The organism is Undibacterium sp. 5I2 (genome assembly GCF_035019605.1).
Classification (GTDB): domain Bacteria; phylum Pseudomonadota; class Gammaproteobacteria; order Burkholderiales; family Burkholderiaceae_D; genus Undibacterium.
Genome location: NZ_JASJVS010000021.1, coordinates 50,059 through 65,022, shown reverse-complemented (window position 1 = coordinate 65,022; position 14,964 = coordinate 50,059). Strand labels below are relative to the sequence as shown.

The following is a 14,964-nucleotide window of genomic DNA, read 5'->3' as shown; positions in this document are numbered from 1 at the left end:
TGATCGAGTCGGGCGTTTTGTTGTTCGGCGGAGAGCAAGAGCTTGGCGGCTTCTTGCATTACAGGCCAGGGATTTTGGCTCAAGGAGCGCGGCTGTTCGGCTTGGCTTAGCATTAGTTCGCGCACCTCTGCGCTGCGTGATGCCTGCGTGTTGGGCTTGAGTTCTGCTTGGTTTTCCAGCACACAGGCGCTGCGCGCTACTACTGTCGGCAGCAGTTGGCTGCCCAACCACGTCAGCCCGAGCTGTAAGGTGCTGGGAAATAGTCCCGCCAACGCTGGGGCGCTGCTTGGCCTCAGTTGTCTGGCCGCCAGAACGGCGGCGGCGGCCGGCACGAATGCGCCTAATGAGTTTACCGTCGGCAGAATGTGCTCGAAGGCGGCGGCTAGCCAAGGCGCGCTGGCGGCAGCGACTGGCTCAGCTGTTTCTGTCTCATCGCGCCAAGCAGACCAGCTGCGCGTCAGGGAGGGCAGTTGTGCTGCCATCAGATCGTGCGGTACGATGATGCCTTGTACCTGTTTTGCGCGCTCAGCTTTGTGAACCAAGGGTGCCAGCGCTTCGGCCATTGCTCGTGCTTCGGCTGCTTGTTCTATGCTATAACCCTGTTCGTTATGTTGCTGCCACCAGGTGGACATCAGGCGCTCGACGAGCGTCGTGATGCTTGCCGTCGTGTTGCTCGGAATATGGCTGTCCTGCCATTGCGTTTCGATGTCATCTTTTGCGACTTGCCATACTTGTTGCGACTGGAGTGCCGTCTGCCAGCGTTGGTGGTAAGCCGTCATGTCTGCCGAAAGTGCTACCAAGCACATCAAGCTGCTGGTGCGGGCGTTATCACGCAGGCGTTGAGTTTCTTGCGCTTGCTCTTGTTCCAGCCACAAGTTCAGCGTTTCGCCGATCAGCAATGCTTCAATTTTGCCCGAGCAAGCCTGATGCAAGAGTTCCATCGCCCGGGAAAAACTGTCATTGAGCTCGGCAATGCCGGCGGCTCTGTCGGCGATCTCTTCGACTTGGGTAAACCACGGGCCTAGCAGGCGCAAGCAATCGTTCGCCGTCAGGGTTCGGCTGCCCAACGGTGCTCTGGTACCAGCGGATTTTTGGCGCACGGCATCGGCTTGTTGCAGGCGCAGCTCGGCCAGTAAATCAATTAATTCTTCTGCACTGCCGCGCAATAAATGCGCTAACTGTTCTTTTTTTTGCAAGCCAGCGTGCCGCGCTTGTTCTTGTACTTGGCACCACGCCTGTTGCTGTTGTTCGAGACGTGCTTGCAGCATGTTTAACAAACCTTGGCTGGCCAGGGCCGCGGCGGTTTCCAATTCAGATTGTGCCGGCAGCGCGGTGAACAGTTGCTGTAAATTTTGACAAAATTGCAGCATGTTTTGGCACTGTTGCATCGGCCAGTCAGCGCTGGTCGAGTCGGGGCCGACAGTATTGAACAGACGGCTCAATAAGCTCGTTGCTTGCTGCGGTATCATGCCGGGCAGCAGTTGCCGAGCCCGGTGATCGGCTGGTAAACGCTGTAGCGCGGCGCGGGTTTGCTTCAATTGCTCCTGAAGCGCTTGATCCACGGGCAAGGCCAGCAAATTGAATGCTTCGGCATGATCTTCTTGTGGCGCTTGTTTGAGCAGGGTGTCAGCCGCGCATCCCAAGCGCGCCATTAACTCGACCAATTGCGTTTCGGCTTGCTGCCAGCCGGCTTGGCTGCGCCACTGCGGTTCGTCGCTGGCGATGCGGGCGCGCTTGGTGCTGAGCGGCAGTGCTTCGGCGCTTCTTTTCGCAGTATGTTGCGCGCACTGCAGCGCGCTATCGTGCTTGAAATCATAGTGGGTAATCTGCGCATTGCTTGCTTGCCTGATCCCGTGCAGATTAGTTGTCAATGTTGTGGGTGCTGCCGCGTGCATCAGGATTGTGGCAAGGGCAGGTGGTGAGCTGGAGTTTTGCTTAATGCTGATTGGCATGAAAGTTTCTTTGTGATTTTTTAGCGCGGTGCGCTGGCGTAATCAAGGGATGGATGCTTTAACGCAGCGGGACGACTGATCAGCGCTGCGAACAATACCAGTGTCAGAACTTACAGAATGGACATCAGACTGACTTGTAGAATTTATTCATTTCTATCTGAGTCGAAAAATGCGCATCGACAGCGCACGCAGACAGCACGCTGGGAGCGTGCTGTTGAGTGTGGGTCGGAAATATTGCTTGGCGCTGGCGGTCAGCGGCGGCGAGTGCGGCGTAAGTCTCGCTGGTCGATTTGTAACAGCGAGCAATTGAGGAGGAGACGCAGGGCGTTGAGGCGAATCAGCTCATGGGGCGTCGGACCTTACAAGGAAAGCCAGAGTTGATCCCAGTCTTCGGGTAGAAATTTGCCTTCGCGCTTGAATTTCAATTGGCCTTTTTGATCCAGCACGAAGTGGGTCGGTTGCTTGCTGATGAAACCGAAACTGTCTTGATGCCCTGGCGCATTGCGCCAAACCGTAGGGAAACGCTGGTCTTTCGGATAGGCTTGGGTGGTCAGCTCGTTGTACTCGTCGAGATCGGCTTTGCTTTTGTCGAGGTTGACACCTAACAGCATGAATTTGTTTTTGCTGTTGCGTACGTAAAACTCGCGCATCAACTTCAAATCTTCGCTGCATGGTGCGCAGTCGACTGTAAAGAAACTGACCAGTACGGTCATGCCGGAAAAGTCGAGCAAATTGAGTTTTTTGCCGTAGACATCGGTACCTTGCAAGCTGTAGGCGGTGGCGCCAGGTTTGGCAAAAATGGCAGCGGAAGAGAGCAATAAACCGCCGACCAAGCTGGACTGGATGAAGTTTCTTCGTAACATACTTTGTCGCTTTCTGAACGGGGTGAAGGGGGCGTGCGTGATGGCGGTGGGTGGTGCGATAATTTAATTCAAGTCGGCGTTGCGCCAGATGGCAGGCGTTTCTCCTATCACCATTTTAAATGCTTTTAAGAAACCTGCCTGACTTTCATAGCCAACCCGTTCGGCCACCAATTTCAACGATACCCCATCGCGTATCAAGGCTTGCGCCAAGGTGATGCGCCAACGTGTCAGGTAATTTCCCGGCGTATCGCCGACTTCGGTTTTGAAGCTGCTGGCAAAACTGCTGCGTGACATACCCGCCAATTGTGCCAGTGTATCGAGCGACCATTGCTTGGCCGGATCAGTATGGATCGCTGTCAGCGCCTTGCCCAGTTGCGGGTGTTGCAGGCTGCGAAACAGCCCGGGTTCCTTATCTTGCTCAGCCATTGCGACCCGTAATACATCGATGAGCAAGACTTCGAACAGGCGATCGAGCACATCTTGACGGCCCGGTTTTTCAGAAAAGGCTTCGTGAAACAAGAGTTCGATGAGGGTGTCGGCACCGGGGAAAGCGCTGATCGGGCGTTGAAAGCGTGCTGGTAAAGCGAAGGAAATCGGATTGAAGGCTTTGTGTTCAAAGCGCATCGAGGCGCATACCAAGTCTGCTCCCACGATCGGATCGGTTTGTAAGCGATGCTGCACGGGGCGGGAATAGAAAATCAGGGTCGGTTCGCTGAAGGTTTCGCTGTAACCGCTGGCGTCGCTCAATTTGGCGCTGCCGGCGCGCAGTAAATGCAAGAAACCCGTGCCCAGTTCTTCGCCGAAGTCGGCACCGTGGCAAAGATTGCCGGAAAAGAACAGGCGTGCCTGGGCTTTGAAGTGGGTCAGCAGTGGGGCTAAGGGGTCTGTGTGCATTTTGGACGATCGGTGTGTAAATTCGGATTTTCGTTTAACTATTTGTTTTCACTATAGCCTATTCTCTGTCCTGTCGCTCAAGCAGATCGATCAACTCACCAGGAAATGACCATGACATATATTGCTCCCCTCAATTTGACTGATGCCGATGCATCGACTGTTGCCACTTTACATGCAGTGAAAGCACAAATCGGCATGATTCCGAATTTGTTTGCCACACTGGCGAAAGCGCCATCGACTTTGAATAATTACTTGGCACAGACGGAGGCGATTGCCAAAGGCAATTTGACCGCTGCGGAGCGCGAAATTGTTTCTTTGGCTACATCACAAGCCAATACTTGCCACTATTGCCTCAGCGCGCACACTTTACTGGGAAAAAATGCCGGTTTGAATGCGCAACAGATACACAGTGCGCGTGCCGGCAGCGGCAGCGATGCCCGCAGTGCTGCCATTGCAGCATTTTCGCAAGCCTTGGTGGCCCAGCGCGGTCACGTTGATGTCGCCAGCATGGACCAATTTAAGGCCGCCGGCTTGTCGGAAGCGGATTTGTTGGAAATCGTTGCCAACGTGACGGTAATGACTTTCAGTAATTACGCCAACAATGTTGCTCGTACGGTGATAGATTTCCCTATCGTTGACGTAAATTTGGCTGCATAAATCCTTGCTTTGATCGTATAACTTTTTGGAGTCTCACCATGAACATCATTAAAAAAGCTTTCTTTGCTGTCAGCGCCGTGCTTGCTTTTGCAACTGCTATCCCAAGTTTTGCCGATTCGGCCACCGACAATATCATCGGTGCCGGTGGTTACGATTTGACGACTTACTTCAGCCAGGAAAAACCACAGCGCGGCAATGGCCATCATGTTGCTGAAGTGGATCGCGTGACCTATGTGTTTGCAACAGATGAAAATAAAAAAGAATTTGTCGCCAACCCACAGAAATACTTGCCACAATTCGGCGGATATTGTGCCTACGGTGTATCGGTGAGTAAGAAATTCGTCGCCGACCCTGAACAGTTCGATATCGTTGACGGTAAGCTCTACCTGAATCTCGATGCAAAAATCCGTTCGATCTGGCTCAAAGACACGGCTTCACGGATTACCGATGGCAATACCAATTGGAAAGTCATTGCCAATAAAAAGGCTGCTGAACTGTAATCATCTTTTTTCAGTTCTTGAAACGGGTTGACTTCGGGTCCTCCCGTTTCAGTTTGTGCAGGGGATACTATTTAAAACCAGGAGTGTAACGATGTCCGATGCCACCACACCGAATCTGGCTGCTGACTTGCTCCGGCAAGTACGTGCTTGCACCTTGTGCGCTGCGCACTTGCCACTGGGCGTGCGACCAGTCTTGCAAGTACATTCTGCGGCGAAAATTTTGGTGGTCGGCCAAGCTCCTGGCAGCAAGGTGCATCAAAGCGGTATTCCGTTTGACGATGCCAGTGGTGAGCGCTTACGTTTGTGGATGGGCATCGATAAAGACACATTTTATGATGCGCAGCGTATTGCGATCTTACCGATGGGGTTTTGCTTTCCGGGAACGGGGAAATCGGGTGATTTGGCACCACGCAAAGAATGCGCACCAGCCTGGCGACAGGCTTTGCTCGCGTTGTTGCCCGAGATAGAATTGACCTTGGTGATAGGCAGTTATGCGCAAGCCTGGCATATGCAGGATGCCCAAGCAGACAATTTGACTGAAACGGTGCGGGCTTGGCAAACCGTCTGGCCGAGCTTGCTACCCTTGCCACACCCCAGCCCACGCAATAATATTTGGCTCAAGCAAAACCCTTGGTTTGCCGAGCAAGTATTACCAGTATTGCAGCAAAGGGTGCAGCAGATATTACTCAGGTCACCGGTGCCGGGTTGAACAGCGTTAAGGCATTATGCAGTTTCCAGTGTTCGGCCCAGGTTTTTTTACCGCTGGCAACGGCCAACATGAGTTCAAATAATTCCCAGCCGACTTGCTCTATGCTGGCAGCGCCGGTAGCGATGCGACCGGCATTGACATCCATTAAGTCGTGCCAGCGTTTGGCCAAATCATCGCGGGTCGCGACTTTGATGACGGGAACCGCTGCCAAGCCGTAAGGTGTGCCACGACCAGTGGTAAAAATATGCAGGTTCATGCCGGCGGCCAATTGCAGCGTACCGCAGATGAAATCGCTGGCCGGCGTGGCAGCATAGATCAAGCCTTTTTGCCGTACTTTTTGGCCTGGCGACAACACCCCGGAAATCGCGCTGCTGCCCGATTTGACGATGGAGCCCATGGCTTTTTCCACGATATTCGAGAGACCGCCTTTTTTATTGCCTGGGGTGGTGTTAGCGCTGCGATCGACGCCGCCTTGCTTGAGGTAATTATCATACCAAGCCATCTCAGCGATCATCGCTTGGGCGACTTCGGCATTGATGGCGCGGGAAGTCAGTTGATCGATGCCATCTCTGACTTCGGTGGTTTCGGAAAACATCACCGTGGCACCGGCACGTACCAATAAATCGGTGGCATAGCCGACGGCCGGATTGGCGGTCACACCAGAAAACGCATCGCTGCCACCGCATTGCACGCCCACCACCAACTCGGCGGCGCTGCAAGTTTCGCGCGTGCGCAGGTTGAGTGCAGCCAAACGAACTGTGGCCATTTCCATGATGGAAGTGATCATCGATTCGAAGCCGACATGTTTATCATCTTGCAGGGTGACGATGTAAGGGCCGTTTTGAATCGGGATCGCGCCTTCCGGCAGCAGTCGCGCCGGTTGCAGTTTCTCGCAACCGAGGCTGACGACCATGGCTTGACCGCCGAAGTTAGGATTGAGGCTGATGTTGCGTAAAGTGCGGATAGGAATATCGGCATTCGGCGCATCGATCGCCACGCCGCAGCCGTAAGTGTGTTCGAGGCCGATGACATCATCGACATTCGGGTACTGCGGCAAGAGTTCGGCTTTGATGCGTTTGACCGCATGCTCGACTACGCCGGCCACGCACTGTACCGTGGTGGTGATGGCTAAAATATTACGCGTGGCGACGCTGCCATCGGCATTGCGATAGCCTTCAAAGGTATAGCCTTCGAGTGCAGGCATGACGGGTGCCGGGCGGTTGGCAATCGGCAAGCCATCGAGTTCGCGCGCCGGTGGCATGCGTATTGCCGATTCTTCCACCCAACTGCCTTGTTCCAGCGTGTGCATGGCATGGCCGATGACGACATCGTAGCGAATGATGGGCGCGCCTTCGGCAATCTGACGCAGGGCAATTTTATGCCCTTGCGGAATGCGTGTGGTGAGTACGAATTCACCGGGAAATTCGGTGCCGGCAGGAAGCCCGCCATCATTGACGACGATGGCGACATTGTCATTGGCATGCATGCGGATATACAAGGGCCGAGAGGGCGTGGAAACCGAGAGTGGGTGGCTGGGCATGATGCTCCTTGCGCTGTAATGGGTGAGGGGAGTGCGGACGGCAGCAAATTGCTGCTCACTGGTAGGATGACTGTGGCGAAAAGCGCGACAATCGCCCCATAATTCATCAGTCATCAGACAACATTCGTCGTAGTATAATAAGAGTGTAAAAAAATTGCAACCGCTGTTCAAGCGAAAAGTTAACTAAGATCATGTTCCTTACTCCTCCCCCGCTGCCTCCCACTGCAGCACCGAAAAAACACCGCAACCTGGCGCAAAGCGTGGTGGCGGCCATGACAGCTGCGATGCAAGATGGCAGCATTGCACCCGGCGATAAATTACCCACCGAATCGGAAATCATGCGCTTGCAAGGCGTCAGCCGCACCGTTGTGCGCGAGGCGATTTCGCATATGCAGGCGGCCGGCTTGGTGGAGACGCGCCATGGTATCGGCACCTTTGCCCTGGCACCGCAAGCGAGCCAGCATCTCGGGCTCGACCCGAGCACCGTGGTAACCATGCGCGATGTGCTGGCAATTCTGGAATTGCGCATCAGCTTGGAAACCGAGGCAGCCGGCTTGGCAGCGGGCCGTCGTAGTGAGCCGCAACTGCGGCAATTGCGTACCGCGCTAGACGCGTTTCAGGCTTGCGCGGCAGCGGGTGGCGATACGGTTGCTGCTGATGTGCAATTTCACCTCGAGATCGCGCAAGCTTCGGGAAACCGCTACTTCTACGATATTCTGCATCACCTCGGTACCAACATTATTCCGCGTGCTCGGGTGAATTCAGCCAAGTTGGCGCAGGATGAACCGAATATTTACATGGAGCGCGTCAACCGTGAGCATGAAGATATTCTCAATGCCATCACCCGTCAAGATGCCGAATCGGCACGCGCGGCCATGCGCACCCATCTTAGTAACAGTCGCGAGCGTTTACGTCGCGCCCAAGAGTTGAGTGGGCCGACGGCGCGTTAAGGTGTAGTCCAAGCACCGGCCGTCCGGCGTCCGGTGCTTGCGTGGGGTAAAGCACGCAAATACTTGCACCTTTTCATTTGATGTTGTACGATGACCGATAACAGGCAATGCGAAGGGCCATGCCTTCGTCTTTTTTAACATCTTTTCTCGGCTGACTACACTATGATGAATCCACAAGACCTCAAGCAAATCCTTTCTTCCGGCTTACTATCTTTCCCGATTACCGATTTCGATGCGCAAGGCGACTTCCGTGCCGATACCTACGCCAGTCGCCTCGAGTGGTTGGCACCGTATGGCGCGACGGCCTTGTTTGTGGCTGGTGGTACTGGTGAATTTTTCTCTTTGACACCGGCCGACTATAGCCAAGTGGTGAAAGTAGCGGTAGAAACATGCCGTGGCAAAGTACCGATCTTGGCTGGTGCCGGTGGCCCAACGCGTACCGCGATTGCCTATGCTCAAGAAGCGGAACGCTTGGGCGCGCATGGTATTTTGCTCATGCCACATTATTTGACGGAAGCTTGCCAAGAAGGTTTGGTTGCGCATGTCGAAGCGGTATGCAAATCCGTCAAATTCGGTGTGGTTGTTTACAACCGCAATGTTTGCCGCCTCAATGCGCAATCTTTGCTGCAGTTGGCTGATCGTTGCCCGAATCTGATCGGTTTCAAAGATGGTATCGGCGACATCGAATCGATGGTAACCATACGTCGCAAGCTAGGTGATCGTTTCAGCTACCTTGGTGGCTTGCCGACGGCGGAAGTGTTTGCCTCGGCGTATAAAGCGATTGGTGTGCCGGTGTATTCGTCGGCGGTCTTTAACTTCATTCCAAAAACAGCGATCGATTTTTATGAAGCGGTGAAGAATGATGATTTCGCCACGACCGAACGCATCATCGACAGCTTCTTCTTGCCTTACCTTGAAATCCGTAACAAAAAAGCCGGTTATGCCGTCAGTATCGTCAAGGCCGGTGCCACTTTGGTCGGTCATGATGCTGGCCCGGTGCGCAGTCCTTTGACCGACTTGAATGCCGCCGAGTGCGAAGAACTCAAGGCATTGATTTTGGCGCAAGGCCCACAGTAACGCGATAACAACCACGACCGGCGCATAGTCCTTACTGCGCACGGTCAATAATAACGGCGCACCCTGGCAAAAATGTTCGGGTGCGCCGTTCCGCTGAATATTGATAGGAGTATATTTTGACGACGACAATGATTACTGGTGAGATGTTGATTGGCCATTTGGATGTGCGCGGCAGTGCCAGCGCTTTTCGCGCAACGAATCCAGCTACCGGCTTGGCATTCGGCCCGGAATTCGGTTCAGGTACGATCGCTGATGCCGAGCTGGCCTGTGAGTTGGCGGCCAGCGCGTTTGACCTCTATCGCGCTACCAGCTTGGCTGAACGGGCGACGTTTTTGGAAACAATCGCACAAAATATTCTCGATCTCGGGCCGAGCTTGATCGAGTGCGCGATGCAGGAATCAGGTTTGCCGCAGGCGCGTCTGGAAGGCGAGCGCATGCGTACCGTCAATCAACTGCGTTTATTCGCCAAGCTGGTACGCGATGGCCGTTGGTTGTCGGCCACGCTCGATTCGGCCTTGCCGGAACGCGTACCGGCGCGGCCGGATTTGCGGATGCGTAAGATTGCTTTGGGCCCGGTTGCGGTATTCGGTGCCAGTAACTTCCCGCTGGCGTTTTCGGTGGCCGGTGGCGATACCGCATCGGCATTGGCTGCCGGTTGCCCGGTAGTGGTGAAGGCGCATGGTGCCCATCCTGGTACTTCGGAATTGGTGGGACGGGCGGTTCGCGCGGCGCTGCAAACTTGTCAGTTGCCGGAAGGAGTGTTTTCCTTGTTGCAAGGTGATGGACGTACCGTTGGTCGTGCCGTGGTTACGCATCCAGCTATCAAGGCTGTGGGCTTCACCGGTTCACGCCAAGGTGGCCTGGCATTAGTGCAAATGGCGGCGCAACGGCCGGAACCGATACCGGTGTATGCGGAAATGAGCAGTATCAACCCTATGTTTTTGTTGCCTGCAGCTTTGGCCCAAGCTGCAGCGGCCATCGCTACTGGCTTCGTCGATTCCTTGATGATGGGTGCCGGTCAATTTTGCACCAACCCTGGTTTGGTACTGGCCTTGGATGGAGCGGATTTGGATTTGTTCTGCAGCACCGCAGCAACCGCGCTGCAAGGCAAGGCCGCGGCAACCATGCTCACGCCCGGTATTCATGCCGCCTTTGGTCATGGGGTGGAGAAATTATCGAAAGCCGCTGGCGTCAGTTTGCTCGCGCGCGGTCAAGCGGGCGACGCCGCTTGTGCCGGTCAGGCGGCATTGTTTGTCACCGATGCAGCGACTTTCTTGGCGCATCCGCAGCTCGAAGAAGAAGTGTTCGGTGCCAGTTCGCTGATCATTCGCTGCCAAACTCTGCAACAATTTAATGAGATCGCCGAATACATCGATGGCCAACTGACTGCCACGCTGTTTTTGCGTGAAGAGGATAGAGACGCGGCCTTGGCCTTGTTGCCTGTTCTTGAACGCAAGGTTGGCCGGATATTGATCAATGCTTACCCGACCGGTGTGGAAGTGTCGTATGCGATGGTGCATGGCGGTCCATTCCCGGCTACCTCAGACAGCCGCAGCACCTCGGTGGGTGCCGAAGCGATTGAACGCTTTTTGCGTCCGGTTTGCTACCAGGATTTCCCAGCCTTTTTGTTGCCGGCGGCTTTGGATGACGACAACTCCCTCGGTCTGTGGCGTCTGCGTGATGGTGAGCTGACGCAAGCTTAAGTACTGAGTTCAGTTCAGTAACGACCGGGTTCAGTCACCACGCTCGGCACTGAACTGAAAGCGCATCTGACCATGACAGCTTTGCCCCGGCAATAGCACCGTGCAGGGGAAGGCCGGGTGGTTGAGCGCATCGGGGTAGTGCGAGGGTTCCAGGGCGAAAGCACTGCGTTTGCCGTAGCTCGCCCCGTTTTTTCCTATATCGCGCGGGATCGCGCCTGCCAAAAAATTACCAGAGTAAAATTGCAGGCCCGGTTGATCGGACCAGAGCGTCATGCCGCGGCCTGATTGCGGCTCACGCAGCTGGGCGTGGAGGCGCATTTGTTTTCTCTGCGTTGGCGTCTCAACTGGCGGCAAAATATAATAGGCATCATAGCCGCCGGCGGCCAGCAGCGCCGGATGCGCGGCGGCGATGTCGCGTCCTATCGCTTTTTTCAGCGTGAAATCCATGGCAGTGCCTGCGACGTCGAGCAAGCGTCCGCTCGGTACCAACTGCGGCGTCAATTCCAGTATCTGTGGTGCTGGCAGTAACAGTTGATGATTGTCGATGGAGGCGCTCAGGTCTCCTGATAAATTCCAAAAAATGTGGCTGGTAAAGTTGGCGGCCGTTACCTGCGCACCGGCCTGGGCGAAGAAGCTGATGGACAGACTGTCCTCGTCGATTGCATAGCGCACCGTCAGTTGCACGTCGCCGGGAAAGCCATCATCGGCTTGGCGGAACAGCAGGCGCATGTCGAGTAATTGTTCCGAGTGTTGTGTGGCTTCGAACACGCGCCCGCGCGAACCATTGGGGCCGCCGTGGATGGTGTGGCGGCGTGCTGGCGTTTCTGCGACATCGTTGATCGCTAAGGAGTAATGCTGACCATCGAGATCGAATTGGCCTTTGTTGATGCGATTGGCATAGCGGCCGATAAATGCGCCCATCGAGGCTTGCCCTTGCATGGTTTGTTCTATGTTTGGATAGCCTTGCACGACATCGGCAAGCTGGCCGTCGCGATCCGGCACCAGCAGTTGCACCACGCGTGCGCCATAGTTGGTGATGCTGACTTGCATGCCATGCTGATTGCGCAGGGTATAGAGCGCGCTGCGACGACCGTCGATCAGGGTAGCGAAATCGCCAGGCTGTAAGGTGGCATAGGCAGGGGTTGGGAGGCTGGTGTGGGCAGGCATTGCGGGCGGTCTTTGTGTTCAAATTGGTGGCTGGATTGCCCAGCCACCAAGCGGGACTTATAACACCGGATGGCCGGTGATGAGGGTCGGTAACCAGGTCGAGAAAGCCGGCACGTAAGTGACCAGATTGATGGCGATAAAAATCGCTAAATAATATGGCCAGGCGGTTTTGGTGGCTTCACCGATAGAGATATTACCGATGGCACAACCGACAAATTGTACTGTGCCAACTGGCGGATGGACCAAGCCTAGGGCGCAATTCAACAGCAGCATCATGCCGAACTGTACCGGGCCCACGCCCATGGCAATCGCCAAAGGTAAAAACAGTGGCGTCGTGATGAGGATATGCGCGGCCATGTCTAGGAAGATGCCGAGAAAAATCTGGATCATGTTGATGTAGAGCAGCATCAGCCAAGGCGTCGAGGTAGCATGCAATAAGGCGGCTTCGATGGCATCGGGAATTTCCAGATACGCCATTTGCCAGCGCAACATGTTGGATACGCCGATGAGCAACAGAATCACGCCGGTGGTTTTCGATGCTTTCCGCAAGGCCAGCATGACTTTGGCTTTGCTCATGGTACGGTAAATCACACCGGTCAAGAACAAGGAGTAGGCCACGGCAATCGCCGCCGCTTCGGTGGCTGTCGCTACGCCCCCCATGACACAGCCGAGAATGACGACGATCACCATCAAGCCGGGAATAGCGGCAATGAAGGTACGCAGTACCGTGGTCCAACCGGGAAACTTGGAAATCATCGAGCTGCCATCGGCCCGTTTCGGGAAGCCGTTTTTCGATGCTTGCCAGTAAGCAGCAACGAGCATGCACACCATGATCCAGAATACCGGTACCAGACCGGCAAACATCAAGTCGCCGATCGAGACGCCATGAATGCTTTGGCCACCTATCATGCCGCTGGCTGCTTGGGCTGCAAACGCGTAGATGATCATATTGTGCGAGGTTGGCATCAGTGCGCCGGTCAACGAAGCATGCGTGGTGACATTGACGGCATAATCAGCGCTGTAACCTTCGCGTTTCATGACTGGGATCAAGACCCCACCCATGGCTGAAGTATCAGCAATCGGCGAGCCGGAAACACCACCGAAGAGCGTGCAGGCCATGACATTGGCTAAGCCCAGTCCACCTTTCATGTGGCCGACCAAGCTGCGGGCAAAATTGAGAATCTTGTCGGCGATACCGCCATGCAGCATCAATTCACCGGAAAAAATAAAGAAAGGAATCGCCAGGAAAGAAAATACATTCATTCCTGAAATCATCATTTGCAAGGCGGTTGCCAGCGGCAAACCTTCTACTGCAAAGGTGGCCAGACAGCTTAAGCCGATGGCGAAGGCGACCGGGACGCCGAGTACGAGAAAGAGCAAAAAGCTCAGGGAGAGGACAATCAGTTCCATTATTCCGCCGATGGTGTGGATATGAAGAGCGCAATCAAGTGCTCAAAGGAAAAGGCAATGATCAGGCTGCCGGAGATGATGGCTGGCAGGTAGCGATAAGCTTCAGAAATACCGAGCGTGGGGATTTGATCGAGATGGGTCGACAGGCCCATCTGGATACTGCCCCAGACCAAAATCGTGGCAAAGCCCAAGGTCAGTAATTGCACTACCACGTGGCAGAGAAATTGTGCCTTGAGTGGAAGCATTTTGACCACCGAGTCGAGGCCGATATGGCCGGCATCATGGACGCCGGCAGCGGCACCGAACATCGCCACTGAAATGACGAGTAATAAGGCGACCTGTTCCACATAGGCCGGTGCCGAGTTAAAACCATAACGCATGATGACGCCATAAATGACGACCAAGCCCAACAAGGCCAGACAAGCACTGGCCACACTCAAGACCGCACCGGCTAAGCGGGCGTTGAGGGACATGAAGTAATTCATACAATTCTTTCCAGTCGTACTAATGCCGTCGCGCGCGCATAGCGGCGACGGCAGCATAGACTTATTTGGTATTGACGATGCCTTGAACGAGTGCTTTCAGTTCTGGTGTGGTAGCGAATTTGTCCCAGACTGGTTTTTCTGCCTCTACGAAACTTTTCTTATCGATGGCGCTGCTTGGGATGATTTTTGTCCCGCCTTTAAGAATGGCTGCACGCGCATTTTTTTCGCGTTCATCCCATAAAGTGACGTAGTACTTGACCGATTCCTTGGCCGCTTTACGCAGCGCTGCTTGCTCTTGTGGTGTCAGCGTATCCCAAATCTTTTTCGAGAACACCAGCACTTCGGGTGTCATCACATGCATGGTTTCAGAAAAATACGGTGCCGATTCAAAATGTTTGGCTTCTTCATAAGAAGGGATATTGTTTTCGGCCGCATCGACCAAGCCGGTTTTGAGGCCGGAATAGACTTCGGCCATCGGCATTGGTGCCGGCGACGCGCCCATGGCGGTAATCATGCTGACTTGCAAATCAGATTGTTGTACGCGGACTTTCAAACCCTTCATGTCGGCGACCGATTTGATTTCTTTTTTCGCATACATCGAGCGTGCGCCGCTTTCATACAAAGCTAAACCGATGAAGCCGGCTTTGTCGAAGGAGGCCAGAATTTTATCGCCTTCCGGGCCGTACATGGTTTTACGGAAGTGGGCGAGGTCGCGGAATATGAAGGGAAACGATGGGATCATGGTTTCCGGTACGATACCGTTGAAGGACGCACTGCTGACACGTACCATATCGATGGCACCGATTTTAACTTGTTCTACCGTGTCTTTTTCCGAACCCAGCGAGCTGTCACCGAAGACCTTGATTTTGCTTTTGCCAGCAGTGGCTTTGCTCAGTTGTTCACCCATATATTTAACGGCCATATTGGTCGGAAAATCTTTCGAGTGGACATCGGCGGAACGGTAGTCACGCGCGCCGGCACTGATGCTGATCATGCACAGTGATGCGCTCATCATCAGATTCATCCAAGTACTTTTTTTGCTTGTTGTATTTTTCAT

Annotated in this window: 14 protein-coding genes; 6 read left to right on the top strand and 8 right to left on the bottom strand. The window is 54.4% G+C overall.

What is annotated here, in order from left to right; all coding sequences use genetic code 11:
* From QN359_RS09625 to QN359_RS09615, 3 genes are all read right to left on the bottom strand, one after another.
* Positions 1-1,952 (bottom strand): hypothetical protein (locus tag QN359_RS09625; protein ID WP_323493327.1); only part of this gene is annotated, 1,952 nt, incomplete at its 3' end.
* Positions 1,953-2,311: 359 nt separating this feature from the next.
* A complete protein-coding gene (locus QN359_RS09620; protein ID WP_322247647.1) occupies positions 2,312-2,815 on the bottom strand; it encodes a TlpA disulfide reductase family protein in 504 nt (167 codons plus the stop codon).
* A 63-nt stretch (positions 2,816-2,878) separates the two neighbouring features.
* On the bottom strand, positions 2,879-3,709 hold the full coding sequence (locus tag QN359_RS09615; RefSeq protein WP_322247648.1) for an AraC family transcriptional regulator: 831 nt from the start codon (positions 3,707-3,709) through the stop codon (positions 2,879-2,881).
* 111 nt (positions 3,710-3,820) lie between these two features.
* On the opposite strand from QN359_RS09615, the gene QN359_RS09610 reads away from it, so the two are divergent.
* From QN359_RS09610 to QN359_RS09600, 3 genes are all read left to right on the top strand, one after another.
* Positions 3,821-4,366, top strand: coding sequence for a peroxidase-related enzyme (locus QN359_RS09610; protein ID WP_322247649.1), 546 nt, complete (start codon positions 3,821-3,823; stop codon positions 4,364-4,366).
* A 38-nt stretch (positions 4,367-4,404) separates the two neighbouring features.
* Entirely contained in the window at positions 4,405-4,866 is a 462-nt protein-coding gene (locus QN359_RS09605) for a YHS domain-containing (seleno)protein (protein WP_322247650.1), read from the top strand.
* 91 nt (positions 4,867-4,957) lie between these two features.
* Positions 4,958-5,575 (top strand): uracil-DNA glycosylase family protein, encoded by a 618-nt coding sequence (locus QN359_RS09600; protein WP_322247651.1) that lies wholly within the window; start codon positions 4,958-4,960, stop codon positions 5,573-5,575.
* On the opposite strand, the gene garD is transcribed toward QN359_RS09600, so the two are convergent.
* Entirely contained in the window at positions 5,553-7,115 is a 1,563-nt protein-coding gene (gene garD / locus QN359_RS09595; protein ID WP_322247652.1) for a galactarate dehydratase, read from the bottom strand. The two genes, QN359_RS09600 and garD, sit on opposite strands and share 23 nt — an antisense overlap.
* A 191-nt stretch (positions 7,116-7,306) precedes the next feature.
* Here garD and QN359_RS09590 point away from each other — a divergent pair, with 191 nt between their 5' ends.
* From QN359_RS09590 to QN359_RS09580, 3 genes are all read left to right on the top strand, one after another.
* Positions 7,307-8,065 carry a FadR/GntR family transcriptional regulator gene (locus QN359_RS09590; RefSeq protein ID WP_322247653.1) on the top strand — a complete coding sequence of 253 codons (759 nt, stop codon included), beginning with the start codon at positions 7,307-7,309 and terminating at the stop codon, positions 8,063-8,065.
* A gap of 162 nt (positions 8,066-8,227) precedes the next feature.
* On the top strand, positions 8,228-9,142 hold the full coding sequence (gene kdgD, locus QN359_RS09585; protein WP_322247654.1) for a 5-dehydro-4-deoxyglucarate dehydratase: 915 nt from the start codon (positions 8,228-8,230) through the stop codon (positions 9,140-9,142).
* A gap of 128 nt (positions 9,143-9,270) precedes the next feature.
* Positions 9,271-10,845, top strand: coding sequence for an aldehyde dehydrogenase (NADP(+)) (locus QN359_RS09580; RefSeq protein WP_369124409.1), 1,575 nt, complete (start codon positions 9,271-9,273; stop codon positions 10,843-10,845).
* 30 nt (positions 10,846-10,875) lie between these two features.
* Here the strand turns inward: QN359_RS09580 and QN359_RS09575 are convergent, their stop codons facing one another.
* The 4 genes from QN359_RS09575 to QN359_RS09560 all read right to left on the bottom strand — a co-directional run bounded on the left by QN359_RS09575 (position 10,876) and on the right by QN359_RS09560 (position 14,964).
* Positions 10,876-12,012, bottom strand: coding sequence for an aldose epimerase family protein (locus tag QN359_RS09575; RefSeq protein ID WP_322247655.1), 1,137 nt, complete (start codon positions 12,010-12,012; stop codon positions 10,876-10,878).
* A gap of 57 nt (positions 12,013-12,069) precedes the next feature.
* Positions 12,070-13,422: a TRAP transporter large permease gene (locus QN359_RS09570; protein WP_322247656.1), complete on the bottom strand. Its 1,353-nt coding sequence runs from the start codon at positions 13,420-13,422 to the stop codon at positions 12,070-12,072.
* Positions 13,422-13,907, bottom strand: coding sequence for a TRAP transporter small permease (locus QN359_RS09565; protein ID WP_323493326.1), 486 nt, complete (start codon positions 13,905-13,907; stop codon positions 13,422-13,424). Before QN359_RS09565 ends, QN359_RS09570 begins: the two co-directional genes overlap by 1 nt.
* 61 nt (positions 13,908-13,968) lie before the next feature.
* Positions 13,969-14,964 (bottom strand): TRAP transporter substrate-binding protein, encoded by a 996-nt coding sequence (locus QN359_RS09560; RefSeq protein ID WP_416200177.1) that lies wholly within the window; start codon positions 14,962-14,964, stop codon positions 13,969-13,971.